22 protein-coding genes are annotated in these 26877 nt (G+C 68.2%); 18 read left to right on the top strand and 4 right to left on the bottom strand.

Annotated features, from left to right (window positions below; genetic code table 11):
* Window positions 1–11: 11 nt before the first annotated feature.
* The 7 genes from GLO27_RS07695 (at window position 12) to GLO27_RS07670 (ending at window position 8865) form a co-directional block, all read left to right on the top strand.
* The gene (locus GLO27_RS07695) at window positions 12–1418 is read left to right on the top strand and encodes a trehalose-6-phosphate synthase (RefSeq protein ID WP_021200374.1); all 1407 of its coding nucleotides are present in this window, start codon (window positions 12–14) and stop codon (window positions 1416–1418) included.
* A gap of 78 nt (window positions 1419–1496) precedes the next feature.
* The gene (otsB, locus tag GLO27_RS07690; protein ID WP_021200375.1) at window positions 1497–2294 is read left to right on the top strand and encodes a trehalose-phosphatase; all 798 of its coding nucleotides are present in this window, start codon (window positions 1497–1499) and stop codon (window positions 2292–2294) included.
* 9 nt (window positions 2295–2303) lie between these two features.
* Window positions 2304–4022, top strand: coding sequence for a dihydroxy-acid dehydratase (gene ilvD, locus GLO27_RS19595; RefSeq protein WP_021200376.1), 1719 nt, complete (start codon window positions 2304–2306; stop codon window positions 4020–4022).
* A gap of 51 nt (window positions 4023–4073) precedes the next feature.
* Window positions 4074–5876: an acetolactate synthase large subunit gene (locus tag GLO27_RS19590; protein ID WP_021200377.1), complete on the top strand. Its 1803-nt coding sequence runs from the start codon at window positions 4074–4076 to the stop codon at window positions 5874–5876.
* 3 nt (window positions 5877–5879) lie between these two features.
* On the top strand, window positions 5880–6389 hold the full coding sequence (gene ilvN / locus GLO27_RS07680; RefSeq protein ID WP_017830816.1) for an acetolactate synthase small subunit: 510 nt from the start codon (window positions 5880–5882) through the stop codon (window positions 6387–6389).
* Window positions 6277–7497 (top strand): ketol-acid reductoisomerase, encoded by a 1221-nt coding sequence (gene ilvC / locus GLO27_RS07675; RefSeq protein ID WP_279587989.1) that lies wholly within the window; start codon window positions 6277–6279, stop codon window positions 7495–7497. The genes ilvN and ilvC overlap by 113 nt, the downstream gene beginning before the upstream one ends.
* A gap of 102 nt (window positions 7498–7599) precedes the next feature.
* A complete protein-coding gene (locus GLO27_RS07670) occupies window positions 7600–8865 on the top strand; it encodes an alpha-L-fucosidase (protein ID WP_167254286.1) in 1266 nt (421 codons plus the stop codon).
* A gap of 18 nt (window positions 8866–8883) precedes the next feature.
* On the opposite strand, the gene GLO27_RS07665 is transcribed toward GLO27_RS07670, so the two are convergent.
* On the bottom strand, window positions 8884–10035 hold the full coding sequence (locus GLO27_RS07665; RefSeq protein ID WP_021200380.1) for an ROK family transcriptional regulator: 1152 nt from the start codon (window positions 10033–10035) through the stop codon (window positions 8884–8886).
* Between the two features lie 200 nt (window positions 10036–10235).
* On the opposite strand from GLO27_RS07665, the gene GLO27_RS07660 reads away from it, so the two are divergent.
* The 6 genes from GLO27_RS07660 to GLO27_RS07635 all read left to right on the top strand — a co-directional run bounded on the left by GLO27_RS07660 (window position 10236) and on the right by GLO27_RS07635 (window position 17321).
* Window positions 10236–11495, top strand: coding sequence for a sugar ABC transporter substrate-binding protein (locus GLO27_RS07660; RefSeq protein WP_029265506.1), 1260 nt, complete (start codon window positions 10236–10238; stop codon window positions 11493–11495).
* A 47-nt stretch (window positions 11496–11542) separates the two neighbouring features.
* A complete protein-coding gene (locus GLO27_RS07655; RefSeq protein WP_167254284.1) occupies window positions 11543–12448 on the top strand; it encodes a sugar ABC transporter permease in 906 nt (301 codons plus the stop codon).
* A complete protein-coding gene (locus GLO27_RS07650) occupies window positions 12438–13346 on the top strand; it encodes a carbohydrate ABC transporter permease (protein ID WP_029259044.1) in 909 nt (302 codons plus the stop codon). The genes GLO27_RS07655 and GLO27_RS07650 overlap by 11 nt, the downstream gene beginning before the upstream one ends.
* A 2-nt stretch (window positions 13347–13348) precedes the next feature.
* Entirely contained in the window at window positions 13349–14326 is a 978-nt protein-coding gene (locus tag GLO27_RS07645; RefSeq protein ID WP_167254282.1) for an ROK family protein, read from the top strand.
* A 113-nt stretch (window positions 14327–14439) separates the two neighbouring features.
* Complete coding sequence (locus GLO27_RS07640) at window positions 14440–15984, top strand: M81 family metallopeptidase (RefSeq protein ID WP_208323690.1); 1545 nt, start codon at window positions 14440–14442, stop codon at window positions 15982–15984.
* On the top strand, window positions 15981–17321 hold the full coding sequence (locus tag GLO27_RS07635; RefSeq protein WP_021200385.1) for an alpha-L-fucosidase: 1341 nt from the start codon (window positions 15981–15983) through the stop codon (window positions 17319–17321). Before GLO27_RS07640 ends, GLO27_RS07635 begins: the two co-directional genes overlap by 4 nt.
* Window positions 17322–17396: 75 nt before the next feature.
* Here the strand turns inward: GLO27_RS07635 and GLO27_RS07630 are convergent, their stop codons facing one another.
* Window positions 17397–20231, bottom strand: coding sequence for an FAD-binding and (Fe-S)-binding domain-containing protein (locus GLO27_RS07630; RefSeq protein WP_167254278.1), 2835 nt, complete (start codon window positions 20229–20231; stop codon window positions 17397–17399).
* An 86-nt stretch (window positions 20232–20317) separates the two neighbouring features.
* Here GLO27_RS07630 and GLO27_RS07625 point away from each other — a divergent pair, with 86 nt between their 5' ends.
* Window positions 20318–20980: a GntR family transcriptional regulator gene (locus GLO27_RS07625; RefSeq protein WP_021200387.1), complete on the top strand. Its 663-nt coding sequence runs from the start codon at window positions 20318–20320 to the stop codon at window positions 20978–20980.
* Window positions 20981–20994: 14 nt separating this feature from the next.
* On the opposite strand, the gene GLO27_RS07620 is transcribed toward GLO27_RS07625, so the two are convergent.
* The gene (locus GLO27_RS07620) at window positions 20995–21948 is read right to left on the bottom strand and encodes a hypothetical protein (RefSeq protein ID WP_021200388.1); all 954 of its coding nucleotides are present in this window, start codon (window positions 21946–21948) and stop codon (window positions 20995–20997) included.
* An 83-nt stretch (window positions 21949–22031) separates the two neighbouring features.
* Here GLO27_RS07620 and GLO27_RS07615 point away from each other — a divergent pair, with 83 nt between their 5' ends.
* The 3 genes from GLO27_RS07615 (at window position 22032) to serA (ending at window position 24556) form a co-directional block, all read left to right on the top strand.
* Complete coding sequence (locus GLO27_RS07615) at window positions 22032–22496, top strand: hypothetical protein (RefSeq protein WP_021200389.1); 465 nt, start codon at window positions 22032–22034, stop codon at window positions 22494–22496.
* The gene (locus GLO27_RS07610) at window positions 22493–22828 is read left to right on the top strand and encodes a hypothetical protein (RefSeq protein ID WP_021200390.1); all 336 of its coding nucleotides are present in this window, start codon (window positions 22493–22495) and stop codon (window positions 22826–22828) included. The genes GLO27_RS07615 and GLO27_RS07610 overlap by 4 nt, the downstream gene beginning before the upstream one ends.
* Before the next feature lie 123 nt (window positions 22829–22951).
* On the top strand, window positions 22952–24556 hold the full coding sequence (gene serA / locus GLO27_RS07605) for a phosphoglycerate dehydrogenase (RefSeq protein ID WP_021200391.1): 1605 nt from the start codon (window positions 22952–22954) through the stop codon (window positions 24554–24556).
* A 91-nt stretch (window positions 24557–24647) separates the two neighbouring features.
* Here serA and GLO27_RS07600 read toward each other — a convergent pair whose 3' ends face one another.
* Window positions 24648–25190 (bottom strand): TetR/AcrR family transcriptional regulator, encoded by a 543-nt coding sequence (locus GLO27_RS07600; protein ID WP_021200392.1) that lies wholly within the window; start codon window positions 25188–25190, stop codon window positions 24648–24650.
* A gap of 95 nt (window positions 25191–25285) precedes the next feature.
* Between GLO27_RS07600 and GLO27_RS07595 the strand changes: the two genes are divergently transcribed.
* Window positions 25286–26821, top strand: coding sequence for an MFS transporter (locus GLO27_RS07595; RefSeq protein ID WP_021200393.1), 1536 nt, complete (start codon window positions 25286–25288; stop codon window positions 26819–26821).
* Window positions 26822–26877: the final 56 nt, after the last annotated feature.

Here is a 26877-nt window from a genome sequence, read left to right as displayed (position 1 = left end):
GAGGAGCCCTCGTGGCCGCAGCAGATTTCGTCGTCGTCGCCAACCGCCTGCCCGTGGATCGCGTGGTGGGGCCTGATGGTGAGGAGACCTGGCGCACCTCTCCGGGCGGACTCGTCGCCGCCCTCGAACCCATGATGCGCAGTGTCCACGGAGCCTGGGTGGGCTGGCCCGGTCAGGCCGACGTCGAGCTGGAGCCTTTCGAGGCCGACGGCATCGATCTGATTCCGGTCGCGCTGAGTGCCCAGGAGGTGGCGGAGTACTACGAGGGCTTCGCGAACGACACGATCTGGCCGCTCTATCACGACGTGATCGCTCCTCCGCAGTACCACCGCGAGTGGTGGGATGCCTACGTCACCGTGAATCGACGGTTCGCCGAGGCGGCCGCTGATGCCGCGGCGCCGGAGGGCACGGTCTGGGTTCACGACTACCAGCTGCAGCTCGTGCCGCAGATGGTGCGCGAACTGCGCCCGGATGTCACGATCGGGTATTTCCATCACATCCCGTTCCCCGCACACGGGCTCTACGCGCAGCTGCCCTGGCGTGACCAGGTGCTGCGCGGGCTGCTCGGCGCCGACGTCATCGGCTTCCAGCGCGCGCAGGACGCCACCTACTTCCTGACCGCCGTACGCCGGCGGCTGCGCTACGAGGTGAAGGGCCCCCATGTCTCCGTCCCCGAGGGAGAGGGCACCCGAACGGCGATGGCGCGGGCATTCCCGATCTCGATCGACACCACCCCGTATCTCGAGCTCGCTGCCCGCGAGGATGTGCGCGCGAGGGCGGCGGAGATCCGCGCGAGCCTCGGAAACCCCAAGCGCATCCTGCTCGGTGTCGACCGGCTCGACTACACCAAGGGCATCCGTCACCGCATCAAGGCATACGGCGAGTTGCTGGCCGAGGGACGCCTCAAAGTCGAAGACGTGACGCTCGTGCAGGTCGCCAGTCCCAGCCGGGAGCGTGTGGATGCGTACGTGCACCTGCGCGACGAGATCGAGCTCGCGGTCAGCCGCATCAACGGCGATACCGACACGATGGGCCATTCCGCGATCCGATATCTTCACCAGGGCTATCCGCGCGAAGAGATGGTCGCGCTGTACCTCGCCGCGGATGTGATGCTGGTGACGGCCCTGCGGGACGGCATGAACCTCGTCGCCAAGGAGTATGTCGCGACCCGCGTCGACGACCGCGGAGTGCTGGTGCTCAGCGAGTTCACCGGCGCCGCGGATGAGCTGCGGCAGGCGGTCCGGGTGAACCCGCACGACATCGAGGGTCTCAAGGATGCGATCATGACGGCCGTGGAGATGCCTCCGGCGGAGCAGGGGCGGCGTATGCGGTCGCTTCGACGTCGGGTGCTGGACAACGACGTCGACGCGTGGTCGTCGTCGTTCCTGGCGGCGCTCTCCGAGGTCCGTGGTCGCTGACGTTCCTCCACGACCGAGATACTGAGCGTGCGGCTCACGCCGGAGCCGCCGAGAACCACCCCTGTGATTGGAGAATCCGTGACGCGTCCCTGGACCCCCGGAACCGCTGACGACGACCTGCAGGCTCTGGCTGCCACACCGCGGTTGGTGGTCGCCCTCGACTTCGACGGCACGGCTTCTCCTCTGGTCGCAGACCCGATGGCGGCACGGGCGCTTCCCGAGGTGGCGGTTCAGGTCGAACGCCTCGCCGCTCTGCCGGACACGCTCGTCGCCTACGTCTCCGGTCGCAGCATGCACGACCTTCGCGTGATCACCGAGCACACGGACGACTCCGCGATCGCGCTGGCCGGCTCACACGGCGCCCAGTACTGGTTCCCCGGCGAGGGCGACGTGGACGCACCAGGCGAGGAGACGGAAGAAGGGGCTCGGGAAGAGCTCTGGGCTGCGGCGAAGCCGATCATCGAACGGTACGAGGGTGCGGAGTTCGAGCCCAAGACCTTCGGCATGGGCGTGCACACCCGCCGTGCGGACCGGGAGACCGAGCAACGCGTCTTCGCCGAGATCGACGCGCTCGTCGCCGAGCGATTCCCGCACTGGCGGCGGCGCTCCGGGCACCGGGTTCTCGAATTCTCCTCGCGCACCGAGGGCAAGGACGCCGCGATGGCCGCGCTCCGCGATCGCTTCGATGCCACGGGGATCCTGTTCGCCGGCGACGATGTGACCGACGAGGACGCGATGCGTGTGCTCGGAGAAGGCGACCTCGGCGTGCGCGTGGGCCCGGGGGAGAGCGTCGCGACCTTGCGTGTGGACACTCCACAACAGATCGCCGAGCTTCTGGAGGCGTTGGCGGACGAACGCGCCTCTCGTCGGCAATAGACTTCCGTCATGTCCTCGCATGATCCCTCTCACAGCGCGCCCATCGACATCAAGCCCCGCAGCCGCGTCGTCACCGACGGCATCGAGGCCACGACCTCCCGAGGCATGCTCCGTGCCGTCGGCATGGGAGACGCCGACTGGGACAAGCCGCAGATCGGCATCGCGTCGAGCTGGAATGAGATCACTCCCTGCAACCTGAGTCTCGACCGTCTCGCTCAGGGGGCCAAGGAAGGCGTGCACTCCGGCGGCGGCTACCCGCTGCAGTTCGGCACGATCTCCGTCTCGGACGGCATCTCGATGGGCCACGAGGGGATGCACTTCTCGCTCGTGTCGCGCGAGGTCATCGCCGACTCCGTCGAGACCGTCATGATGGCCGAGCGCCTCGACGGTTCCGTGCTCCTCGCCGGCTGCGACAAGTCGATCCCCGGAATGCTCATGGCCAGCGCGCGCCTCGACCTGTCGAGCGTGTTCCTGTACGCCGGGTCCATCGCTCCCGGCTGGGTCAAGCTCTCTGACGGCACCGAGAAGGACGTCACGATCATCGACTCGTTCGAGGCGGTCGGTGCCTGCCGTGCCGGTCTCATGAGCGAGGAGGACCTCAAGCGCATCGAGTGCGCCATCGCTCCCGGCGAGGGTGCCTGCGGTGGCATGTACACCGCCAACACCATGGCGTCGGTCGCGGAGGCCCTCGGCCTCAGCCTTCCGGGCTCGGCGGCTCCGCCCGCAGCGGATCGTCGTCGCGACTACTACGCCCACCGCTCGGGCGAGGCCGTGGTGAACCTGCTCCGTCAGGGCATCACGACGCGCGACATCCTCACCAAGGAGGCGTTCGAGAACGCGATCGCCCTCGCGATGGCCCTCGGTGGTTCCACGAACGTCGTCCTGCACCTGCTCGCGATCGCCCGTGAGGCCGACGTCGAGCTGAGCCTGCACGACTTCAACCGCATCGGCGACAAGGTCCCGCACGTCGCCGACATGAAGCCCTTCGGCAAGTACGTGATGAACGACGTCGATCGTCACGGCGGCATCCCCGTGATCATGAAGGCGATGCTCGACGAGGGCCTGCTGCACGGCGACGCGCTCACCGTCACGGGCAAGACGCTCGCCGAGAACCTCGCCGACCTCGACCCGCAGCCGATCGACGGCGAGGTCATCCACACCTTCGACAACCCGATCCACGCGACCGGCGGCCTCACGATCCTGCACGGCTCCCTCGCCCCCGAGGGCGCTGTCGTCAAGACCGCCGGCTTCGACGCCGCCGTGTTCGAGGGCCCTGCACGCGTGTTCGAGCGCGAGCGCGCCGCCATGGACGCGGTCGCCGAGGGGGAGATCGAGCCCGGCACCGTCATCGTGATCCGCTACGAGGGCCCCAAGGGCGGACCGGGCATGCGCGAGATGCTCGCCATCACTGCGGCCATCAAGGGCGCGGGGCTCGGAAAAGATGTACTACTCTTGACTGACGGACGATTCTCAGGCGGCACAACCGGCCTGTGCATCGGCCACATAGCACCCGAAGCGGTGGACGCAGGTCCTATCGCCTTCGTGCGCGATGGTGATCTGATACGGGTCGATATCGCAGCTCGCTCTCTCGATCTACTCGTCGACGAGGCAGAGCTCGCCTCCCGCCGTTCTGGCTGGGAGCCGCTTCCCCCGCGCTACACCCGAGGCGTTCTTGCCAAGTACTCGCGCCTCGTGCGGTCCGCCGCCGAGGGAGCGACCACCGGCTGACCCGGACGCTCCGACGTCCGGCGTCCTCCACAGATCATCAGAAGGAAACTCATGACTGCTGATACCGCCCCGGCCGTGCCGAGGCCGCCCGCCCGTCAATCCTCTGCGCCGGAGATCACCGGCGCGGAGGCCGTGGTCCGCTCGCTCGAGCTGCTCGGCGTCACCGACGTGTTCGGTCTTCCCGGAGGTGCGATCCTCCCGGTCTACGACCCGCTCATGGATGCATCCGAGCTGCGCCACATCCTGGTGCGGCACGAGCAGGGCGCCGGTCACGCCGCCGAGGGCTACGCATCGGCCTCCGGCAAGGTCGGCGTGTGCATCGCGACCTCCGGGCCCGGTGCGACCAACCTCGTGACCGCGATCGCCGATGCCTACATGGACTCGGTTCCGATGCTCGCCATCACCGGCCAGGTGTTCTCGACGCTGATGGGAACGGACGCGTTCCAGGAAGCCGACATCGTGGGCATCACGATGCCGATCACCAAGCACTCGTTCCTGGTGAAGGATGCCGCGGACATCCCTGGCGCGATCGCCGCGGCCTACGAGATCGCGGGCACCGGACGCCCCGGCCCCGTGCTGGTCGACATCACGAAGGATGCGCAGCAGGCGACCGCCCCGTTCGTGTGGCCGCCCAAGATCGACCTCCCCGGCTATCGTCCCGTCACGAAGGCGCACGGCAAGCAGATCCAGGCTGCGGCGACGCTGCTCGCCGAGGCCAAGAAGCCGGTGCTGTACGTCGGCGGTGGTGTGATCCGCGGCAAGGCGTCGGCGGAGCTCCTCGAGCTCGCGGAGTCCACCGGCGCGCCGGTCGTCACCACGCTGATGGCGCGCGGCGCGTTCCCCGACTCGCACCCCCAGCACCTCGGAATGCCCGGCATGCACGGCACGGTTCCCGCCGTGCTGGCGCTCCAGGAGGCCGACCTCCTGGTGTCGCTCGGTGCCCGGTTCGACGACCGCGTCACGGGTAAGGCGGCTCTGTTCGCGCCGAACGCGAAGGTCGTCCATGTCGACATCGACCCGGCCGAGATCTCCAAGATCCGCACGGCCGATGTGCCGATCGTCGGCGACGTGCGCGATGTGCTCACCGATCTCGATGCGGCCTTCCGCGGGGCGACCTCCGGCGCGAAGCCCGACATCGAGGAATGGTGGTCGTACCTCGACGGACTGCGCACCGAGTTCCCCCTCGGATACGCGCCGACGACGGACGGCCTCCTGGCTCCGCAGTACGTGATCCAGCGGATCGGCGAGCTCACCGGTCCGGAGGGCATCTTCGCCTCCGGCGTCGGTCAGCACCAGATGTGGGCGGCACAGTTCATCAAGTACGAGCGTCCGAACGCCTGGTTGAACTCCGGCGGTGCCGGCACGATGGGTTACTCGGTGCCGGCCGCGATGGGGGCCAAGGTGGCGCAGCCCGAGCGTCCGGTCTGGGCGATCGACGGCGACGGCTGCTTCCAGATGACGAATCAGGAGCTCGCGACCTGCACGATCAACAACATCCCGATCAAGGTCGCGATCATCAACAACTCGTCGCTCGGCATGGTCCGACAGTGGCAGACGCTGTTCTATGACGGCCGTCACTCCAACACCGACCTGAACACGGGTCACGGCACGATCCGCATCCCCGACTTCGTGAAGCTCGCCGAGGCCTACGGCTGCCTCGCGATCCGCGTGGAGAAGGAAGAGGAGGTGGACGCCGCCATCCAGCTCGCGCTCGAGACGAACGACCGCCCCGTGGTGATCGATTTCGTCGTGAGTGCCGACTCCATGGTGTGGCCGATGGTCCCGCAGGGAGTCAGCAACAGCTATGTCCAGTACGCCCGCGAGCACGCGCCCGCATTCGACGAGGAGGACTGATCCATGTCGACCCACGTGCTGAGCCTGCTGGTGGAGAACACCCCCGGCCTGCTGACCCGTGTCGCGGGGCTCTTCGCCCGCCGCGGCTTCAACATCGACTCCCTCGCCGTCGGCGTGACGGAGGTGCCGGGCATCTCCCGCATCACCGTCGTCGTCGACGTCGACGAGCTTCCGCTCGAGCAGGTCACCAAGCAGCTCAACAAGCTGATCAATGTGATCAAGATCGTCGAGCTCGACTTCGCCACCTCCGTGCAGCGCGAGCACATGCTCGTGAAGGTGCGCACCGACAACGCCACGCGCTCGAACGTGATCGAGGTGGTGAACCTCTTCCGCGCCTCCGTGGTCGACTACGCCTCCGACGCACTCGTGATCGAGGTGACCGGTGACAAGGGCAAGGTCGATGCGATGCTGCGCGCGCTCGAGCCCTTCGGCATCAAGGAGATCGCGCAGTCCGGCCTTCTCGCGATCGGCCGCGGCGGCAAGAGCATCACCGAACGCGTCCTGCGCGGCTGACCAACCCGAGTACCGAGTTTTCGCCGCTCATCGAGTGCGCGAAGCAAGACGAAACGCAAAGAACAAGGAGAAACACATAGTGAGCACCGAGATCTTCTACGACGCCGATGCAGACCTGTCCCTGATCCAGGGCAAGAAGGTCGCGATCGTCGGCTACGGATCGCAGGGTCACGCCCATGCGCAGAACCTGCGCGACTCGGGTGTCGAGGTCGCGATCGCCCTCAAGGAGGGCTCCAAGTCGGCAGCCAAGGCCGAGGATGCCGGCTTCCCGGTGAAGACCGTCGCCGAGGCCACCGAGTGGGCCGACGTCATCATGATCCTCGCGCCGGACCAGCACCAGCGCACGATCTACAGCGAGTCGATCGCGCCGAACCTGACGGCCGGCAAGACGCTCGCCTTCGCGCACGGCTTCAACATCCGCTTCGGTTACATCGACGCTCCCGAGGGTGTCGACGTGATCCTGGTCGCCCCGAAGGCTCCCGGTCACACGGTCCGTCGCGAGTTCGTCGCCGGCCGTGGCATCCCCGACATCATCGCCGTCGAGCGCGACGCATCGGGCAAGGCATGGGACCTCGCGCTCTCGTACGCCAAGGCCATCGGCGGCACCCGCGCCGGCGTCATCAAGACGACCTTCACCGAGGAGACCGAGACCGACCTGTTCGGTGAGCAGGCCGTGCTCTGCGGTGGCGTGAGCCACCTGGTGCAGGCCGGCTTCGAGACGCTGACCGAGGCGGGCTACCAGCCGCAGATCGCGTACTTCGAGGTTCTGCACGAGCTCAAGCTGATCGTCGACCTGATGTGGGAGGGCGGCATCGCCAAGCAGCGCTGGTCGATCTCCGACACCGCCGAGTTCGGCGACTACGTCTCGGGTCCGCGCGTCATCGACGAGCGCGTCAAGGAGAGCATGAAGGGCGTGCTGGCCGACATCCAGTCCGGCGCCTTCGCGAAGCGCTTCATCGACGACCAGGACAACGGGGCCGAGGAGTTCCTGGCACTGCGTGCGAAGGAGGAGCAGCACCCGATCGAGGTCACCGGCAAGGAGCTGCGCTCGCTCTTCGCGTGGAAGCAGCAGGATGAGGACTACGTCGACGGCAGCGCCGCGCGCTGATTCGATTCTCGAAAGAACGGGCGTCCCTTCGGGGGCGCCCGTTCTTCGTGACCGAGGTCATTCTGCCTCTAAACATCCGATGTCTATGCCAGGATGGAGGACATGCGACAGGAATGGTTTGACCGGGCCCGGTTCGGCATGTTCGTCCACTTCGGCCTCTACAGCGGGGCCGCCCGGCACGAGTGGGTCCAGAACTACGAACGCCTCACCGATGAGGACTACCGGCAGTATTTCGAGCACTTCGACCCGGATCTCTTCGATGCGACCGCCCTGGCGCGCACGGCGAAGGAGACCGGCATGGGATACGTGGTGCTCACCACGAAGCACCACGACGGATTCTGCCTCTGGGACTCGAAGCTGACGGACTTCACGTCGGTGACGAACACCGGACGCGACCTCGTGCGCGAGTATGTGGAGGCGCTGCGGGCCGAGGGCCTCAAGGTCGGCCTCTACCACTCGGTGATCGATTGGCATCACCCCGACTTCACCGTGGACTGGAATCACCCGCGCCGTGACGACGAGGGCGCGCACGCGCTGAACGTCGGGCGCGACATGGCCGCGTACCGCGACTACCTCCACGGGCAGGTGCGCGAGCTCCTCACGGACTACGGCGACATCGACTACCTCTTCTTCGACTTCACCTACCCCGAGGAGAAGGACGGATGGGTGGGCAAGGGGCCGGGCGACTGGGACGCGACAGCCCTGCTCGCCCTGTGCCGGGAACTGCAGCCGAACATGCTCGTGAATGATCGTCTGGGCATTCCGGCCGACTTCGTCACCCCCGAGCAGTACCAGCCGACCTCGCCGATCGTGCGTGACGGTGTGCCGCTGATCTGGGAGGCGTGCCAGACGCTGAACGGATCCTGGGGCTACCACCGTGACAACACCGATCAGAAGTCGCCCACCATGCTCGTGCAGATGCTGGTGGACTCTGTGTCGATGGGCGGCAACATGCTGTTGAACATCGGCCCGGACGGACGTGGGGCGATCGCGCCCCGCGATGCGCAGACGCTGGGAGAGATCGGCGAGTGGATGCGCCTGCATCGGGGCGCCGTGATCGGCGCCGGGCACGCGTCGTTCACCCCGCCGCGCGAGGGGGTGTACACGCGTAGGGGGAACCGCCTGTACCTGAACCTGTTCAGTTGGCCGATGGGCTTCGTGCACCTGCCGGAGCTCGCCGGGAAGGTGTCGTACGCGCGGCTGCTGAACGACGGATCGTGGCTCCGGACCAGCGTGTCCGATCCGGATCGCGAGGCGGATCTGATGACGCCTGCGGGGGAGGCCGAGGGGACGCTGACGGTGCACCTCCCGGTGCGACGCCCCGACGTGCTCGTGCCCGTGATCGAACTGACGATGATCGACGACTGAGTCCCTCGTGGCGGCGGCTCAAGCCGTCGCCACGGGGATGTCCATGCCCTCGAGCGCGAGGCGCGCGGCTCCATGCAGGATGGCATCAGCGCCCGTGGTCGCGGACTCGATGCGCAGGCGCTGCGTGGCGAGCGGGTGGCACGCCTCGTAGACCCGGCTGCGGACGGCGGCGATGAACGGTTCGGATGCGCTCATGCTGCCGGTGAGGAACACGGCGTGCGGGTTGAAGAAGTTCACGACGCCGGAGAGCGCCTGTCCGAGATGGGTGCCTGCGGTCCGCACCAGCGTCGTGGCCAGGGGATCCGCATCGCGCGCCAGGCTGAGCACATCGGTCGTCGTGTGCACGGAGTCGTTGCCGCGGTCTCGCATCTGCCGCACGAGGCTCGCCCCGCTCGCCACGGTCTCGAGGCAGCCGGTGTTGCCGCAGGAGCAGGGGATGTCGCCGCTGCCGTCGATGCGGGTGTGCGTGATGTCGCCGGCGGCGGAGGTCGCACCGCGGTGCACGCGGCCGTCGACGATGATGCCGCTGCCGATCGCGGTTCCCGCCTTCACCGTGATGCTGTGGCCGGTGTGGCCGAAGCGCTCACGGTGCTCTCCCAGGGCGGCGAGATTGGCGTCGTTGTCGACCGCCACCGGAACGTCGTAGCGCGTGGAGAGGTGCTCGCCGACGCGGAACCCCGGCCATCCGGGCATCCGCGATGGCTGATCGACCGAGCCTGTCGCGATGTCGACGGGGCCCGGAAGGCTGATGCCGATCGCGTGGACGCGGCCGGCGGACGCCAGGCGGTCGAACACGACACCGAGGCGGTCGAGCGTCGCCTCGGGGCCCTCGGTCACATCGACGGCGATCGACTCGCTGTCCAAGAGGGCGCCACTGAGGGAGTGCCTGCCGATGCGCGCGTGGCCCCCGCCGAGGTCTGCCGAGAGCACGAAGCCGTCCGCGGCGATCTGGAGGACCCGGGGACGTCGTCCGCCGCGCGAGGTGCCGTCGCCCGCTTCGCGGAGGACTCCGGCGTCGAGCAGGGACTGCACGCGGAGTCCGACCGTCGATGCGGCGACGCCGAGCGATGTGGCGAGCTCCGATCGCGAGCGGGCCTCGCCGCGCGCGACGAGGTCGAGGATACGCCGCGTGTGCGGGTCGTCGACGGTGGTGTCAGCGGTGTTCGTCATGGGAGCACTTTCCTGTCGGAGCATCGTCAGCGTAGCGGGGGATGGTCGTGTTTCCCGGGAGTTACGAATTATCAAGGTCCGATAAACATCGGATGTTCAGCTTGCGGCCCCTTGCGAAGTATGAAACGGTAACTTCATACGAAATCCTACTAGGTTAATTCGAGCCTCGAAATAACCAGTTCCCTTCCAGGAGGCATTCAATGAAGAAGTTGCGTGTAGGGGCTGTTGTCGCCGTCGCCGGCGTCGCAGTCGCGATGACCGGCTGCGCGAGCGGCAACGGCACCGGCGGTTCCGCCGACGGCGACACGATCGTCGTCGACATGTGGGCGGGGAGCGAGTCCGACGTCGATGCCCTCGAGGCCCAGGTCGCATTCGCGCAGGAGCAGAACCCCGACATCAAGATCAAGCTGCAGACGTCGCCGTGGAGCGACTTCTTCACGAAGCTGACCACCAACATGGCCAGCGGCAACATGGCGTGCGTGACCGGTATGAGCGGAGCGCAGCTGGGCGGCTACACCGGCGGATTCCGTGAGCTGAGCGATGCCGACCTCAAGACGGCCGGCATCGACTGGTCCGAGTTCAACCCGAGCGCCGACGGCATCCTCAGCTTCGAGGGCAAGACCTATGGCGTGCCCTTCGACGTCGCCACCATGCTCGTGTACTACAACCAGGACATGCTGACCGCAGCGGGCGCCCCCACCCCGGAGATCGGGTGGACGTTCGACGACTTCGACACCATCGCCGCCGCTGCCACCAAGGACGGCAAGTACGGCTTCGGCATGGGCATGGGTGGATACCAGTGGATGTCGATGCCGATCGCGTACTCCGCGACGCAGCCGGCCTCCGAGGACGGCACCCTGCACATCGACGAGAAGGCGTTCGTCGACGCCTCGACCTGGTACGCCGAGCTCGTGACCGAGAAGAAGGTCGCGGCCCCCGTGGCGTCCGCCTCCGACACCGGATGGGGCGAGAACCAGTACACCGGCGCCAATGCCGCGATGGCCGTCGACGGCACGTGGAACGCCGTGAGCTACCTCGACAACGAGTCCGGCTTCGCCGCCGGCATGGTGCCGCTGCCCGCAGGCGCGGACGGCAACCCCGGCCCGATCCTCGGCTCCGGCTACGGCATCTCGGCCAACTGCAAGAACCCGGAGGCCGCCCTCAAGGTCATGGGCTCGCTTCTGGGCGAGGACGCGCAGGACTACATCGCATCCTCGGGACGCTCGTATCCCGCGCGCACGTCGTCGCAGCCGCTGTACTTCGAGTCCATCGACGAGAAGTACCGCGACCAGGTGCAGTCGGTGTTCGAGGCCGCGTTCGGCGACACCGTTCCGCTGTACATGACGAAGAACTGGCAGAAGCTCGACAGCTACATCCAGCCCAACCTGGTCAGCGTCTACAACGGTCAGATGACGATGGAAGAGCTGCTCTCCAACGCGCAGGCGCAGTTCGGCGAGTGACCCGGCTCCGGCCACCGCAGTAACGCAGCAACAGAGAAAGAACTGAGATGACGATCACGACGAGACGTCGACGATCGCTCGCCAAGGTGGAGGCCGGTCAGGCGCTGGGGTTCGCAAGCCCCGCCCTGATCGGGCTCGCCCTGTTCACGATCGTGCCCGTCGGGCTCTCGATCGTGATGAGCGTCTTCGACTGGCCGACCTTCGGCGAGCGGACCTTCAACGGCGTGGACAACTACGTCAAGCTGTTCACCAGCAGCCCCGACTTCTGGCCGGCGCTGCGCAACTCGGCGGTATACACCCTGCTCTACGTGCCGCTGAGCGTCGCTCTCTCGCTCGTGCTCGCTCTCGGCCTCGGATCGCGAATCCGCGGACGAGGAGCCCTGCGCGTGCTCTTCTTCGTCCCCGTGGTGACTCCGATGGTCGCCAACGTGCTGGTGTGGAAGATGATGCTGCAGCCGCAGGGGCTGTTCAACGGTCTCTCGCAGACCTGGTTCGGCATCGAGCTGCCGAACTTCCTCGCCGACCCGTCATGGGCCATGATCATGGTCGTCGTGATGAGCGTCTGGCAGGGGCTCGGCTACAACATGCTGATCTTCTCGGCCGCTCTCGAGCAGCTCCCCGAGAGCGTGCTGGAGGCGGCGAGCATCGACGGCGCCCGAGGGTTCCGCCGGGTATGGAGCATCATCATCCCGATGATCTCGCCGTCGATCTTCTTCGCGACGATCATGACGATAATCACCTCCCTGCAGGTGTTCGTCCAGCCGCAGATGCTCACCGGCGGCGGTCCCGGCAACGCCACCAAGCCGCTCGTCATGTACATCTGGGAGCAGGGGTTCACCTTCGGCGACCTCGGCCTCGCCGCCGCAGCCGCGTGGATCCTCTTCGCGATCATCATCGCGATCACCGGGCTCCAGTTCGCCGCGCAGAAGAAGTGGGTGCACTATGAGCACTGAGACCCTCGTCCGCCCCACGGGCCGTGCCGGCCGCTCCGATCGGGAGCGTGCGCGCGGCGCGGCGACCACACCGGGTGCCCGCGCGCGACTGATCCTCGCCCATGTCGCGATCTACATCGCGGCGCTGATCTTCATCTCCCCGCTGATCTACGCGTTCTTCTCGGCGCTCAAGCCGAACGCCGAGATGTTCTCGATGCCGCCGACCCTGGTGGGTTCCGAGCTGCGGTGGAGCAACTTCGTCGACGTGTTCGCCTACGGGCCGTTCCTGACCTACATCATGAACTCCTTCATCGTCGCGATCGGCGGCACCCTCGTCGTTCTGGTCGTCTCGACCACGGCAGGGTACGCCTTCGGGCGTCTGCGCTGGAAGGGCCGCGACGCGGTGTTCGTGCTGTTCCTCGCGACGCTCATGGTGCCGGCCGAAGTCCTCGTCATCCCGATGTTCCAGGTGATGCAGTGGTTCAACTGGGTCGACACCTACCAGGCGCTGATCCTGCCCTTCGCCTTCGGGGCCTTCGGCACGTTCCTGATGCGACAGTTCTTCCGCGGCATCCCGTACGAGCTGGAGGAAGCGGCACGCGTCGACGGCGCCGGCCCCGTGCGCTCGTTCCTGCAGATCATCCTTCCGCTGTCGAAGTCGGCCGTGGCGGTGCTCGCGGTGTTCACGTTCCTCTCGTTCTGGAACAGCTACCTGTGGCCGCTGATCGTGACGGTCGACTACAACGCGCACGGCACCCTCCCCGTCGGGCTCGCGAGCTTCGCGGGACTCACCGGCACGCGGTGGGACCTGCAGATGGCCGCGGCCATCATCTCGATGGTGCCGACGACGATTCTCGTGATCGTGTTGCAGAAGCACCTCGTCAAGGGCATCGCGATGGCAGGACTGGGCGGGCGTTGAGCATGATCGGTCAGGAACAGCGCACCACCATGCCCGTCGACGGCGTCGTCCTCCCCGACGGCACCGGTCTGGTCGGGATCGACATCGGCGGCACCAAGATCGCGGCGCTCCTCGTCAGTGCCGAAGGAGCCGTCCTCGCCAGGGGAAGCGTCCCGGCACCCGCTGCCCTCGGCGGAGGCGCGATGGCCGATGCGGCGGCAGAACTCACCCGCGCGCTGGTCGCCGAGGCCGACGTGACACTCGTCGCGGCAGGGGTCGGCGCAGCGGGGGTCATCGACCATGAGACCGGGACGATCCGCGCGGCATCGGCCACCTTCGTCGGGTGGGCGGGGTTCCCCCTGGCGGACGAACTCGAAGCACGTCTCGGCGTCCCCGTACGTGTCGAGAACGACGTCAACGCCTTCCTGCTCGGCGAGGCCGCCGCCGACGGGCGCTCGGACCGCGATGTGCTCGGCGTGATGCTCGGCACGGGCGTCGGCGGTGCGCTCATGATCGACGGTGAACTCCATCACGGTCCGCACGGTGCGGCGGGGGAGATCGGACACACCCCCGGCTACAGCGAGCTCGTGTGCACCTGTGGCCAGACCGGCCATCTGGAGACATTGGCGTCGGGCACCTCGATCGCACAGCGCTTTCAGGAGCGCACGGCGGGACCGATCCTCGACGCCAGAGACGTCGCCGACCGTGCCCGACGGGGCGACGTGGACGCGATCGCGGTGTTCGACGCCGCCGGGCACGCGCTCGCGCTCGCGTGTGCCAGTGCGGCGACGATCATGGATCTGCCCTGTGCGATCGTGGGCGGCGGCGTCGCCACCGCCTGGGACCTCCTCGAGCCGGCGATCGCGCGCACGCTGCGCACGGACTCCCCGGTATCGGGCATCCCGCTGCGCATCATCCCCGCCGTCCTCGGTTCCGATGCCGTCGCCCTCGGCGCCATCGAGACCGCCCGCCGTGCCCTCGTGCCGGCACGAGCAGACTGATCCCGGTTCGCACCGACCACCCGATGAGCCCCGAACGCCCGATGAGTCCACCCGACGAGCCCCGACAAGGAGCACACCACGTGACTGCACGTCCCGAAGCCCACGAGATCTGGATGGGTTCCCTTCCTTCCGTCGCAGACGGCGGGCTCCCGAGACCCCGCATCGGCATCGCCGGGATCTCGATCGAGTCGAGCACGTTCTCCCCTCATATCTCCGGTGACGAGGCCTTCACGGTCCGCACTGGAGAGGCCCTGCGCTCGTACTATCCCTTCCTCCAGGACGGGCGCGAGCTCGAAGCCGCCGCGGAGTGGGTACCGCTCACACACGGACGCTCCCTGCCGGGCGGAGCCGTGGCTCCGGAGACCTACCACCGGATGAAGGATGCGATCGTGGAGGGCATCCGCACGCAGGGGCCCTTCGACGGCTTCTTCTTCGACATCCACGGCGCCATGAGCGTCGTCGGCATGGAGGACGCCGAGGGGGATCTCGCTCTCGCGGTGCGCGCGGCCCTCGGCCCCGACACGCTGGTGTCGACCTCGATGGATCTGCACGGCAACGTCTCGGAGGTGCTGCGCGACGCGGTCGATCTGCTGACCTGCTACCGGATGGCGCCGCACGAGGACTGGATGAACACCAAGGAGCGGGCGGTGTGGAACCTGCTCTCGCGACTGCGGGGGCCGCACGGCACCGACCCGCTGCGTCGGCGCCCGTTCACGGCGTGGGTGCCGGTCCCGGTGCTGCTGCCCGGGAAGAAGACCAGCACCCGCCTGGAGCCGGCGCGCAGCATCTACGCGCAGCTGCCCGAGATCGAAGCGCTTCCCGGCGTCGTCGACGCCTCGGTGTGGATCGGCTATGCCTGGGCGGATGAGCCGCGGTGCCAGGCGTACGTCGTGGTCACCGGCGACGACGAGGAGCTGATCGCGCGCGAGGCCGAGCGCGTGGCACGGATGTTCTGGGACGCCCGCGAGGACTTCGTCTTCGTGGCCGAGACCGGATCCCTCGATGAGGCGCTCGAGAAGGCGCTCGCCCCGGGAGCGCCGCATCCGTACCTGATCTCGGACTCGGGCGACAACCCGACCGCCGGTGGTGCGGGCGACGTGACCTGGACGCTCGCGCACCTGCTGCAGCGTGCGGAGCTGACCGACGGCAGCCGCACCACTCTGGTCGCCTCGATCTTCGATCCCGTGGCCGTCACCCAGGCAGCGGCCGCCGGTGTCGGCGCCACCGTCACCCTCGACGCCGGCGCAGGGGTCGACGCAGGCCCGCACGGCCCCGTGCCGATCACCGGGACCGTGTTCTCCATCACCGACGGGGATCCCGATGCGGGCACGCAGGTCGTGATCGCAGTGGGCGGGCTGCACGCCATCATCACCGAGCGCCGCAAGCCGTTCCACCACCTCTCGGATTTCCGGATGCTGGGGCTCGAGCCCACGAGCGCCGACATCGTCGTGGTGAAGATCGGCTACCTCGAGCCGGAGCTGTACGAGCTCGCCGCGGGCTGGACCCTCGCGTTGACGCCCGGAGGTGTCGATCAGGACCTGCTGCGTCTGGGCCACCACCGCCTGCGGCCCGGCGTCTACCCCTTCGACCCGAACGGGAATCCCGATCTCACCGCGGTCGTCGTCCGTCGCGGAACCTCTGAGGAGCAGAGCGCATGATGAACTTCGAGAAGCGCACCGGACCGGACCTCGGCGCGGACGCTCCGACGTACCCCACGCAGGGTGTGCCCGACTGGTACCGCGACGCGAAGCTCGGCTTCTTCGTGCACTGGGGTCTCTACTCGGTGCCGGCGTGGGCCGTGCAGCACGGCGAGGGCGTGAACATCCCGACCGAGGACGCGTACGCCTGGCACCAGTACGCCGAGTGGTACGGCAACACCGTGCGCATCGCCGGCAGCCCCACGTGGGAGCGGCACCAGCAGCTGTTCGGGCCGGGCACCTCGTACGAGGACCTCGCCGATCGGTGGGATGCCTCGGCGTTCGACGCGGACGCCTTCGTGGGCGAGCTCGTCGGCGCGGGAGCCCGGTACATCATCCCCACGACGAAGCACCACGAGGGGTTCTGTCTGTGGGACACCGCGACGACCGGCTTCAACGCGGTGGCTCGTGGTCCGCGCCGTGACCTGATCTCCGAGTTCCACGATGCCACCCGCCGGGCGGGTGCGAAGTTCGGCGTCTACTACTCGGGCGCGCTCGACTGGCATGTGAGCGACTTCCCGGCGATCGAATCGGACACCGATCTGTTCCGGTTCCGTCGCAACGACGCGCACTTCGCCCGCTACTCCGCCGCACAGCTCGACGAGCTCGTGGCGCGCTTCTCGCCCGACGTGCTCTGGAACGACATCGAGTGGCCGGACGGTGGCAAGGGGCGTGACGATTACGCGGTCGCCGCGCTCCTGGAGCGGTACTTCGATGCCGTACCGGATGGTGTCGTCAACGACCGCTGGGGTGTGCCGTACCACGGCTTCCTCACCCGCGAATACACGGACATCCCCGAGATCATCCCGGAGCCATGGGAGTCGACCCGCGGCCTCGGCTACTCGTTCGGTTTCAACCAGGCGGAGGACGAGCGGCACTCGCTGTCCGGTGCGGCGCTCATCCGCCTGCTCGTCGACGTCGTGGCCAAGAACGGCAATCTGCTGATCAACGTGGGCCCTGCGGCCGACGGCTCGATCCCGGAACTGCAGCGGAGCGCGATGCGCGAGCTGGGTGCGTGGCTGCAGGCAAACGGGCACGCGATCTACGGCACACGACCGTGGATCCGGATGGGGGAGCGGAGCGGCGCTCCGCGTCGCTACACGACCACAGGGGCGACGGTGCACGTGCACGCGCTCGACCCGAGCGTCGGCACGATCGGGTTGCCCGATGAACTGCGCACGCGCGATCTGCGCTGGTCGGACGGGTCCGTCGCCGAGCGGTCGGCGCAGGACAGCGCGGTCGTCGTGATCCCGGCCGGTCTGCGCGAAGAGGCTGTCGCGGTCCTGTCCGCAGGCTGAGACGGATCAGATCGCGACGAGGCGAGGGCCCTCCCGACCACGAGTCGGGAGGGCCCTCGCTGTGTGCGCCCGCGCTCAGGGGCGGGTGAGCTCCTCGAGCACCTCGATCACATGCCGATACGGTCGCCCTGTGGCACGTGTCATCCCGATCTCGCAGGTGCGGTTGGCCGACACGAACGCATCGAAGTCGCCGCGCGTGCTCTCGGCCTCCGCGATCTCCGCCGACTCCTGAGCGGTCGCGCTGGCCGTGAGCTCGGGGTGCAGCATGCCGCGGTCCCCGGCGAAGGCGCAGCAGCCCCACCCCTCGGGGACGAACACGTCGTCGGCGACGGCTTCGGCGATCGTGGTCAGCGCCCCGGTCGCCCCGAGCGCCGTCGTGGAACAGGTCGGATGCACCGCGATGGTGGGCAGCTTCGCCGTGACGGTCAGCTTCGGCAGCACCTCGCGGGACACGAAGGTCGTGGCGTCCTCGATACGCAGCCCGGCGTACCCGGGGTTCTTCGCGACCGACTGTGCGAGCATCACGTCCAGGCCCTCGGTGCAGGACGCCGCATCGCACACCACGGGAAGCTCGCCGTGCCGGCTCGCGACCCACAACGACTCCAGGACCCGGTTCGACATGCGTGCGTATCCGTCGAGATGGCCCTTCGACTTCCACGGTGTGCCGCAGCAGAGTCCGCCGTTCTCCTCGGGGATCACGACGGGGATCCCCGCCCGGTCGAGCAGTGCACGCAGGGCATCCCGAGATCCCTCGCCCTCGCCCTCCGCACCGAACATCGTCCCGATGCAGGCGCCGAAGAAGACGGCCTGCGCATCGGTCGGCGACTCCGGGCGCGGGGGCTTCGAGCCGCCGTGGGGGAGCCCGCCGTCGTAGAGGGGCACGGTGTCGGTGCCGAGGACCGCGCGGCCGAGATGGGTGACGCCGCGCACGAGCGGAGCGGGGAGGGCATCGGCGACGGTGAGCGCGACCCCTCCGGCCCGGGTGACCGTGCCCCAGTGCTTCGCGGCCACGCCCCACACCGCGCCTTCGATCGCGTTCGACTGCTCCGCACGAAGCCGACGCACGAGGTCGCCGGTGTTGATGTCGACCGGACAGGCCACGCCGCACATGCCGTCGACCGCACACGTCTGGACGCCGTCGTAGTCGTAGTCCTTCTGCAGGTCGCGCAGCAGCTCGGTGTCGCCCTGCTCCTCGGCCCACGCCATGTCGCGGCGGATCACGATGCGCTGTCGAGGCGTGAGGGTGATGCTCTTGCTCGGACAGGTCGGTTCGCAGTACCCGCATTCGACGCAGCGGTCGACCTCGCGCTCGACCGTCGGCACCCGCTTGAGGTCATGCAGGTAGGAGTCCGGGTCGTCGGAGAGGACCACCCCCGGATTCAGGATGCCGTCGGGGTCGAGGAGGCCCTTGATCTCCCACATCATGTCGGTGAGCTCGTCACCGTACTGGCGGCGTACGAACGGCGCCATGATGCGCCCGGTCCCGTGCTCGGCCTTCAGCGATCCCTGCTGGGACAGCACGAGGTCCACCAGATCATCGGTGAAGCGCCGATAGCGCGCGACGCTGTCGGCATCGTCGAAACGCTCGTTGAGGAGGAAGTGGACGTTGCCGTCCTTGGCGTGCCCGAAGATCACCGAGCCCTCGTACCCGTGCGCGGCGAACAGCTCGATGAGTCGCTCGCACGTGTGGAGAAGACGCGGCACCGGCACCACGATGTCCTCGAGGAGAGCCGTCGTTCCCGAGGGGCGGGCGCCGGCGACCGCGGTGTAGAGACCTTTGCGCACGTGCCACAGTGAAGCGCGTTCTCCGGAGTCCGTGGTGAGGCGCGGTGCCACGGCGAGCGGCAGTACCTCGAAATGCGCCTGTGCCGTCGCACTCGCCTCCCTGAGCGCATCGTCGTCGGAGGCGTGCACCTCCACCAGGAGAGCGGCGTGCCCCTGCACCTCGATCTCCGCGATCGATGCCGGGACGTCGCTCAACCCCTGCGCGACACGGAGGGAGGCGGCATCCATGAGCTCGATGGTGGCGAGTCCGAGTCGGGTGAGGTCGGGAAGTGCCGTCATCGCGGCGGACAGCGTCTCGAACACGAGCAGCCCTGTCGCGATCGACGGGCGCACCTCGATCGTGCGGAAGCGGGCCTCGGCAACGAAGGCGAGTGTGCCCTCGGAGCCGATGATGAGGTGCTCCAGGATGCGCACGGGGTCATCGAAGTCGAGGAGCGCGTTCAGCCCGTAACCCATGGTGTTCTTCATGGAGAACTGCTGGCGCAGGAAGGCGACGCGCTCGGGGGTTGCGAGCAGACGTGCCCGCAGATCGAGCAGGCCCTCGGCGATCGCGGGTTCCGCGGCGTGCAGCAGCTCATTCGCATCCGGACGGCCGGTGTCGAGGATCGTTCCGCTCGGGAGCACGATCGTCATCGACTCGATCGTCCGGTACGAGTTCTCGGTGATGCCGCAGGCCATTCCGCTGGAGTTGTTCGCGACGACTCCGCCGATCGTGCAGGCGATCTCGCTGGCGGGGTCGGGGCCGAGCTTGCGGCGATAGCGCGTGAGTCTGGTGTTGACCTGGCGCACGGTGGCGCCGGGGCCGACGCGCACGGTCGCGCCGTCGTCTTCCACGCGGATCTCGCGGAAGCTGCTGCGGGTGTCGACGAGGATGTCCCCGCTCACGCTCTGCCCGGAGAGGCTGGTGCCCCCGGAGCGGAACGTCATCGTGCGGCCGGCGGCGCGAACGGCTCCGAAGGCGCGTGCCACCCCTTCGGCATCCGCGGGGGAGAGCACCGCATCCGGGATCAGCAGGTAGTGGGAGGCGTCGTGGGCGCGGGCGAAGCGGTCGATGGAGCGCGAATGGACCTGAGTCGCGGAGCCCAGCAGGTCGGGGTCCAGCGGTTCGGCGAGGGTGGTCGGCACGGTGCTCCTCTGCTCCGTCGGAAGGTGATCAACGAGATTGTCAGACAAGTGTACCGAGCGTGCGGCTCTTCGATAGGCTGACCCGCATGACCACCACTTCGGACGCACCGCTGGGGATCGTCGGCGTCGTGGATGCCGTCACCGCACAGCTGCGCGGTCGTATCCTCGGCGGCGAGATCCGCTCGGGGGATCCGATCACGGAAGCGGCCGTGTCGCAGACCTTCGGAGTTGCGCGTCCCAGCGCGAAAGCGGCGATCGAACAGCTCGTCGCCAGTGGCCTGCTCGTGCGCACCGCGCATCGGAGCGCGCGTGTGGTCGGGATCGACCCCGCGACAGTGCGTGACGTCTACCGCACCAGGGTCCGACTCGAGAGCGCGGCGCTTCGCGAGCTCGCGAAGACCAGCACCGTGCCGCGCGCGGCGCGCGATGCGAATGCGGAGATCCTCGCGATGCCCCCGGGTCCCGACCCGGCGACCGTGAACCCCGATCTGCGGTTCCACACCGCCATCATCGATGCACTCGACAGCGAACGCACCGGGCGCATGTACCGCAGCGTGCTCGACGAAGTGCGGCTGTGCATGGCGCAGGTGCAGGGGCGCCGGCTTCTCGACGCCTCGGTGATCGCGTCGCAGCATGCCGAGATCCTCGACGCGGTCGCTTCAGGCGACGGAGAACGGGCAGCGGCTCTTCTCGACGCGCACCTGTCGTCGGCCGAGCAGCGGCTGGTGGAGGCGCTCGACGCGGAGTAGCGTCGAGCGGGCCGTCACTCCGCCGGAGCTTCCTCGACCACGATCGGGGCTTCGGCCGGATCAGCCCACACCGGCGCCGGGAGCACGGTGTCGGTCTGGCCTGCCTGGATCGATCGCAGCGCCTCGGTGATCTGCTCATCGTTCTCGGGGACGGGAAGGTCGCAGGCGCGCAGTTCCGAAGCGAACTGCAGGGTCAGCCGGATCTTGCCCGCCTCGACGGCCTGTGCGGTCGTACCGGTGCGGATCTCGCTCCCGGTCTGGATCGCCGGGACGTCATCGCAGACGTGGTAGACCTTGCCGCCGTCGACCCAGACCACCTCGTCCTTGCCCAGGAGCTGGATCACGGCCGACTGGTCGGCCGTGTACTGCTCGACGGACGCCGGAGCGAAGTCGACGCCGATGAAGACGGCCAGGGCCGCGAGGACGACGCCGACGATTCCAGCCGTGGTCTTCTGGCCCTTGTCCATGTCCTTGTTGAGGAAGATCAGGATGACCAGTGGGAGGAACGCCACGACTGCGACGATCGCACCGAGCTGGTTCTGCACGAAGAACCGCGTCTTGTCCGCCCTGCGCGCGGGGTCGAGGCGGTTGGCCTTCTTCCACAGCACCGAGCCGGTGATGGACAGGGCCGCGATCACGACGAGCAGCACGAGGAGCGTGATGAACGCCCACTGCGGGAACGTCGCGGTGACACCCTGCTCCTCGAGCAGGCCGGTGTCGGGGTTGCGGACGAGGGTGCCGTCTTCGCCGACGAACACACGCTGGCGCAGGAGCCAGAAAATGCCGACGCCTTCGCCGATGATCGCGACAGCCCAGAGGATGGCGGCGATCCAGCGGAAGCGCGTCGCCTTGGCCTTGGCTTCGGGGGTGGGGACCCAACCGGCAGGCGGTTCGGTCGCCGCGCTCTTCGCGGACTGGGCGACGCGGGCGTCGCTGTTCCCGGTCTCGGCGTTCTCGCTCGCAGCCACGGTGTTCCCTTCCCCTCCGGTGCCCGCCGATCCGGCTCAGGGCAACCCCGATCCTAGTGGACCGGGTGTCCTACGCTGGGGACATGACTTCCGATTCCGACGACGCGCTCAGCTGGGACGGCGACGAGGCCTCGACACCGAAGGATCGCGCGCTTCCGCACGGCTGGAACGCCGTCGGCAAGGGCAGCGACGACGTCGGGACGATCGAGGACGACGGCACCGTCACACCGGCGACCGATGACGAGCCCTCGGGTCTGAGCACCCCGATGCTGCTGCTCGTCGGTGTCGTCGGCGGCGTCTACCTTCTCTACACAATCGGCTGGATCGTCGGAGGGCTCCGGTTGCAGCCGCTGGCATCCTTCCTCGTCTCCGACGTGATGTTCCTGCCGTGGTTCTTCCTCGCGATCGCTGCGCCCGCGCTGTGGTTCCTGGCGACCTGGGTGCTCACACGGGGGAGTGCGGCCTGGATCCGCGTCGCGGTGCTGTTCGCGGGGGTCGTGCTCCTCGTCCCCTGGCCCTTCGTCACCGTGGGGGTGATCGGATCATGACCACGTCGTCGAACGAAGCGCAGGTATCCGCGGATTCTCCGCGTTGGCTCGTCGGGCTCGTCATCGGCCTGGCAGGACTCTTCTACGCCTACGCGGTCTGGAATGCCGTCGCGCACCTCATCACGATGGCCCAGACCGGACTGAGTGGCGGCGGGTGGGCGACGCTGCTGTTCGGCGTCGCCTTCCCCGCGATCGTGTTCGTCTTCGCCTATGTGATCGGCCGGCGGCGCCGTGTCGGCGAACTGGCGCTCGTGTTCCTCGCCGGACTCGGCGTCGTCGCGGTGTTCTGGATGAGTCTGATCGCGCTGAGCCTCACGATGCCCAGCGCGTGAGCGGCCTGCCGTACCGCGTCACACGGCACGGAGCGCTGCGCCTGCTCCGGTAGAGTTGACGCGATCGCGCCCCCATGGTGTGCGGCGCATCGGCCCCTGCCGCGCTGCCCCGAAGGATCCACTGTGCCGAAGCCTGTCGTGCTTATCGCCGAAGTACTCTCTCCCGCCACGATCGACGCTCTCGGTCCCGACTTCGACGTCCGTGACGTCGACGGCACCGACCGCGAAGCGCTGTTCGCGGCGCTCGCGGATGCCGATGCCGTGCTGGTCCGCTCGGCGACGCGCATCGACGAGGAGGCGCTGGGGCACGCCCCGAAGCTGAAGGTGGTCGCCCGCGCCGGAGTGGGCCTCGACAACGTCGACATCAAGGCGGCCACGGCTGCCGGCGTCATGGTCGTCAACGCGCCGACCTCGAACATCGTCTCCGCCGCCGAGCTCACGGTGGGCCACATCCTGAGCCTCGCCCGCCGCATCCCGGCGGCGCATGCCTCACTGTCTGCCGGTGCCTGGAAGCGCAGCTCCTTCACCGGCGCCGAGCTGTTCGAGAAGACGGTCGGCATCGTCGGTCTCGGCCGCATCGGCGCGCTCGTCGCCGCGCGCCTCGCGGCTTTCGACATGCGGGTCGTCGCCTACGACCCCTATGTCACGTCTGCCCGCGCACAGCAGCTCGGCGTGCAGCTGCTCTCGCTCGACGAGCTCGTGGCGGAGTCGGACTTCCTGACGATCCACATGCCGAAGACGCCGGAGACGACCGGCATGATCGGTGCCGAGCAGTTCGCAGCCATGAAGCCGACCGCCTTCGTGGTCAACGTCGCACGCGGTGGGCTGATCGACGAGGAGGCGCTGCACGCGGCCCTCGTCGCGGGTGAGATCGCCGGTGCCGGACTCGACGTGTTCACCTCCGAGCCCCCGGCAGAGGGAGGCACCGCGCGGCCGCTCCTCGACCTGCCCAACGTCGTGGTCACCCCTCACCTCGGTGCCAGCACCGAAGAGGCGCAGGAGAAGGCCGGCGTCTCGGTCGCCCGTTCCGTGCGCCTCGCTCTCGGCGGCGACCTCGTCCCCGACGCGGTGAACGTCGCGGGTGGCGTCATCGATCCCTACGTGCGTCCCGGCATCTCGCTCGTCGAGAAGCTCGGCCAGATCTTCGCGGCACTCGCGACGTCGCCGCTCACCAGCCTCGATGTCGAGGTGCACGGAGAGCTGAACGACTACGACGTCAGCGTGCTCAAGCTCGCTGCGCTGAAGGGCGTGTTCACCAACATCGTCAGCGAGACGGTCTCTTACGTCAACGCGCCGCTCCTCGCCGACCAGCGGGGGATCGCAGTGCGTCTGCTCAAGGATGACGTCAGCGACGAATACCGCAACGTCATCACCCTCGCGGGCGCGTTGTCCGACGGCTCGCAGCTCTCGGTGTCCGGCACGCTCACCGGCCCGAAGCAGACCGAGAAGCTCGTCGGCATCAACGACCACCGGCTCGAGCTGCCGATCGAGAAGCACCATGTCGTGATGCTCTACACCGACCGCCCCGGCATCGTCGCCGTGTACGGCCAGAAGTTCGGGGAGGCCGGCATCAACATCGCCGGCATGCAGATCGCCCGTCAGGCCGCCGGGGCCCAGGCCCTCAGCGTGCTGACCCTGGACTCGCCGGTCTCGGACGAACTGCTCGACGACGTGCGCGACGCGATCGACGCCGACCTCTTCCGTCAGATCGAGATCACCGAGGTCTGATCGCACAGGTCTGGCTGCACCGGTCTCAGTGCGCCGATGTAGAAGAGGGCGGGAGCGTGATGCTCCCGCCCTCTTCTCATGTCTCGGCGGGTCAGGCCGTGGCTCTGAGGACCAGGGCGATCAGCTCGGCGAGTTCGTCGCTGCGGGGGACGAGCCGCTCGGGGCCGTGCACGTCTAGCGAGTTGTTGAAGTAGAGCCCGTCGCTCACGAGCATCACGAGGTCGAGGCTCGCATTGTCGCGCACATGCGGGCGGATCGTCTCCGCCCAGCGTCGTCGCGTGTCGCGGAGCATGTCGGCGGCAGGGATTGATCCGCCCTGGGCCAGCCGCGTCGTGGCGATCAGCACGCGATCGAGGGCGTCGTCCTCCATGACCGAGGTGCGCACGTAGTAGGCGACCGGCCCCTCGTCGGCTGCGGTCATGCGTTCGAGGTCGAGCGTCGTGAGCCGGTCGAGCCGCTCGACGAGCCCTGCCTCCAGTTCATCCTTCGACCCGAAGTGGTAGAGGAGGCCACCCTTGGAGACGCCGGCCGCCTTCGCGGTCGCATCGAGCGTCGCTGCACGTTCGCCGTCTTCGATGAGGATCGCTTCGAAGGCGTCGAGCACCTTCTCGCGGGCGAGGGGAGGTCGGGGCATCGTGGATCCTCTGCACAGGGGAGGGGCGGGAATTCTGTTACTATACCATCTGGACGGTTCACTAACCGTGCCGTCATGATTCTGAGAGGTGTTCCATGAACCGTACTGCGTCGATCCCGACGACAGAGACGGACGCTCCCCGCGTCGGAGCCCGCGGCTGGGCGGCACTCGTCGTCCTCATGCTGCCGGTGCTGCTGGTGTCGGTGGACAACACGGTGCTGAGCTTCGCGCTCCCCGAGATCTCGATCGCGCTCGCTCCCACGGGGGCGGAGCAGCTGTGGATCATCGACGTGTACCCCCTGGTGCTCGCCGGCCTCCTGGTCACGATGGGGACGCTGGGCGACCGCTTCGGGCGCCGGAAGATGCTGCTGATCGGTGCGACCGGCTTCGCCGCCGTCTCCGCACTGGCCGCCTTCGCGCCCACTGCCGGGCTGCTGATCGCCGCCCGGGCGCTCCTCGGCTTCTTCGGCGCCATGCTGATGCCGTCGACCCTTTCCCTCCTGCGCTCGATCTTCCAGAATCGCGACCAGCGCCGCATGGCGATCGCCGTGTGGGCGTCGGCGTTCTCCGCGGGCTCCGCGCTCGGACCGATCGTCGGCGGCTTTCTCCTCGAGCACTTCGCATGGGGTTCGGTCTTCCTCATCGCCGTGCCCGTGTTGATCCCGCTGCTCGTCGCCGCGCCGCTGCTGGTGCCCGAGAGCCGCGACCCGAACCCCGGGCGCATCGATCTGATCAGCATCGCGCTGTCGATGGCGACGATGATCCCGGTCGTCTACGCGATCAAGTCGCTGGCCGTCGACGGGCCGAGTCTCAAGGCCGGAGCCTGGGCGCTGCTCGGCTTCGTGATGGGCTACCTGTTCGTCCGTCGCCAGCTGCGTGCCAAGACGCCGATGCTCGACATGGCGCTCTTCCGTCGGGGATCCTTCTCCGGTGCGATCCTGGTCAACCTGCTGAGCGTCGTGGCTCTGGTCGGTTTCCTTTACTTCGTCTCGCAGCACCTGCAGCTCGTCCTCGGGCTGTCCCCGATGATGGCCGGGCTCGCGCTCGTGCCCGGAATGCTCGCGATGATCGTGGCCGGACTCTCGGTCGTCCCGATCTCCCGTCGTATCCCGCCGCACATCGTGATCCCCGTCGGGCTCGCGTTCTCTGTGGCCGGCTACCTGATCGTGGCGTTCACGACGCACGAGCACGGCGTCCTGCCGCTGGTCGTCGCATTCGTGGTGCTCGGCATCGGCATCGGTGCCGCCGAGACGATCTCCAACGAACTGATCCTCTCCAGCGCCCCCGCCGCGAAGGCGGGAGCAGCGAGTGCGGTCTCCGAGACCGCCTATGAACTCGGCGCGGTGCTCGGCACCGCGGTGCTCGGTGGCATCATCACGGCCTTCTACCGCGGGGCTCTCGTGCTTCCGGAGGGCTTGCCGGCAGACGTGGCGCACGCGGCGGGGGAGACTCTCGCCGGGGCCTACACGGCGGCGCAGGCGCTGCCGGGCCAGCTCGGCACCGCGTTGTGGGAGGCGGCGGCGGCCGCATTCGGCTCCGGGGTGATGGTGACCTCGCTGATCGGCGCTGGTCTCGTCGTCGTCGCGGGCGTGATCGCCGCCGTCACACTGCGCAAAGCCCCCACGCACTGACCAGTACGCTGGGAGGACCGGCTCGCTCGCCCTGCGGTGAGCCCGAGCCGGTCCAT

It is taken from the genome of Microbacterium sp. Be9 (genome assembly GCF_011754135.1).
GTDB classification, from domain to species: domain Bacteria; phylum Actinomycetota; class Actinomycetes; order Actinomycetales; family Microbacteriaceae; genus Microbacterium; species Microbacterium maritypicum_A.
Note: the sequence above shows the minus strand (reverse complement) of the source record. Positions and strands in the feature narration are given on the sequence as shown.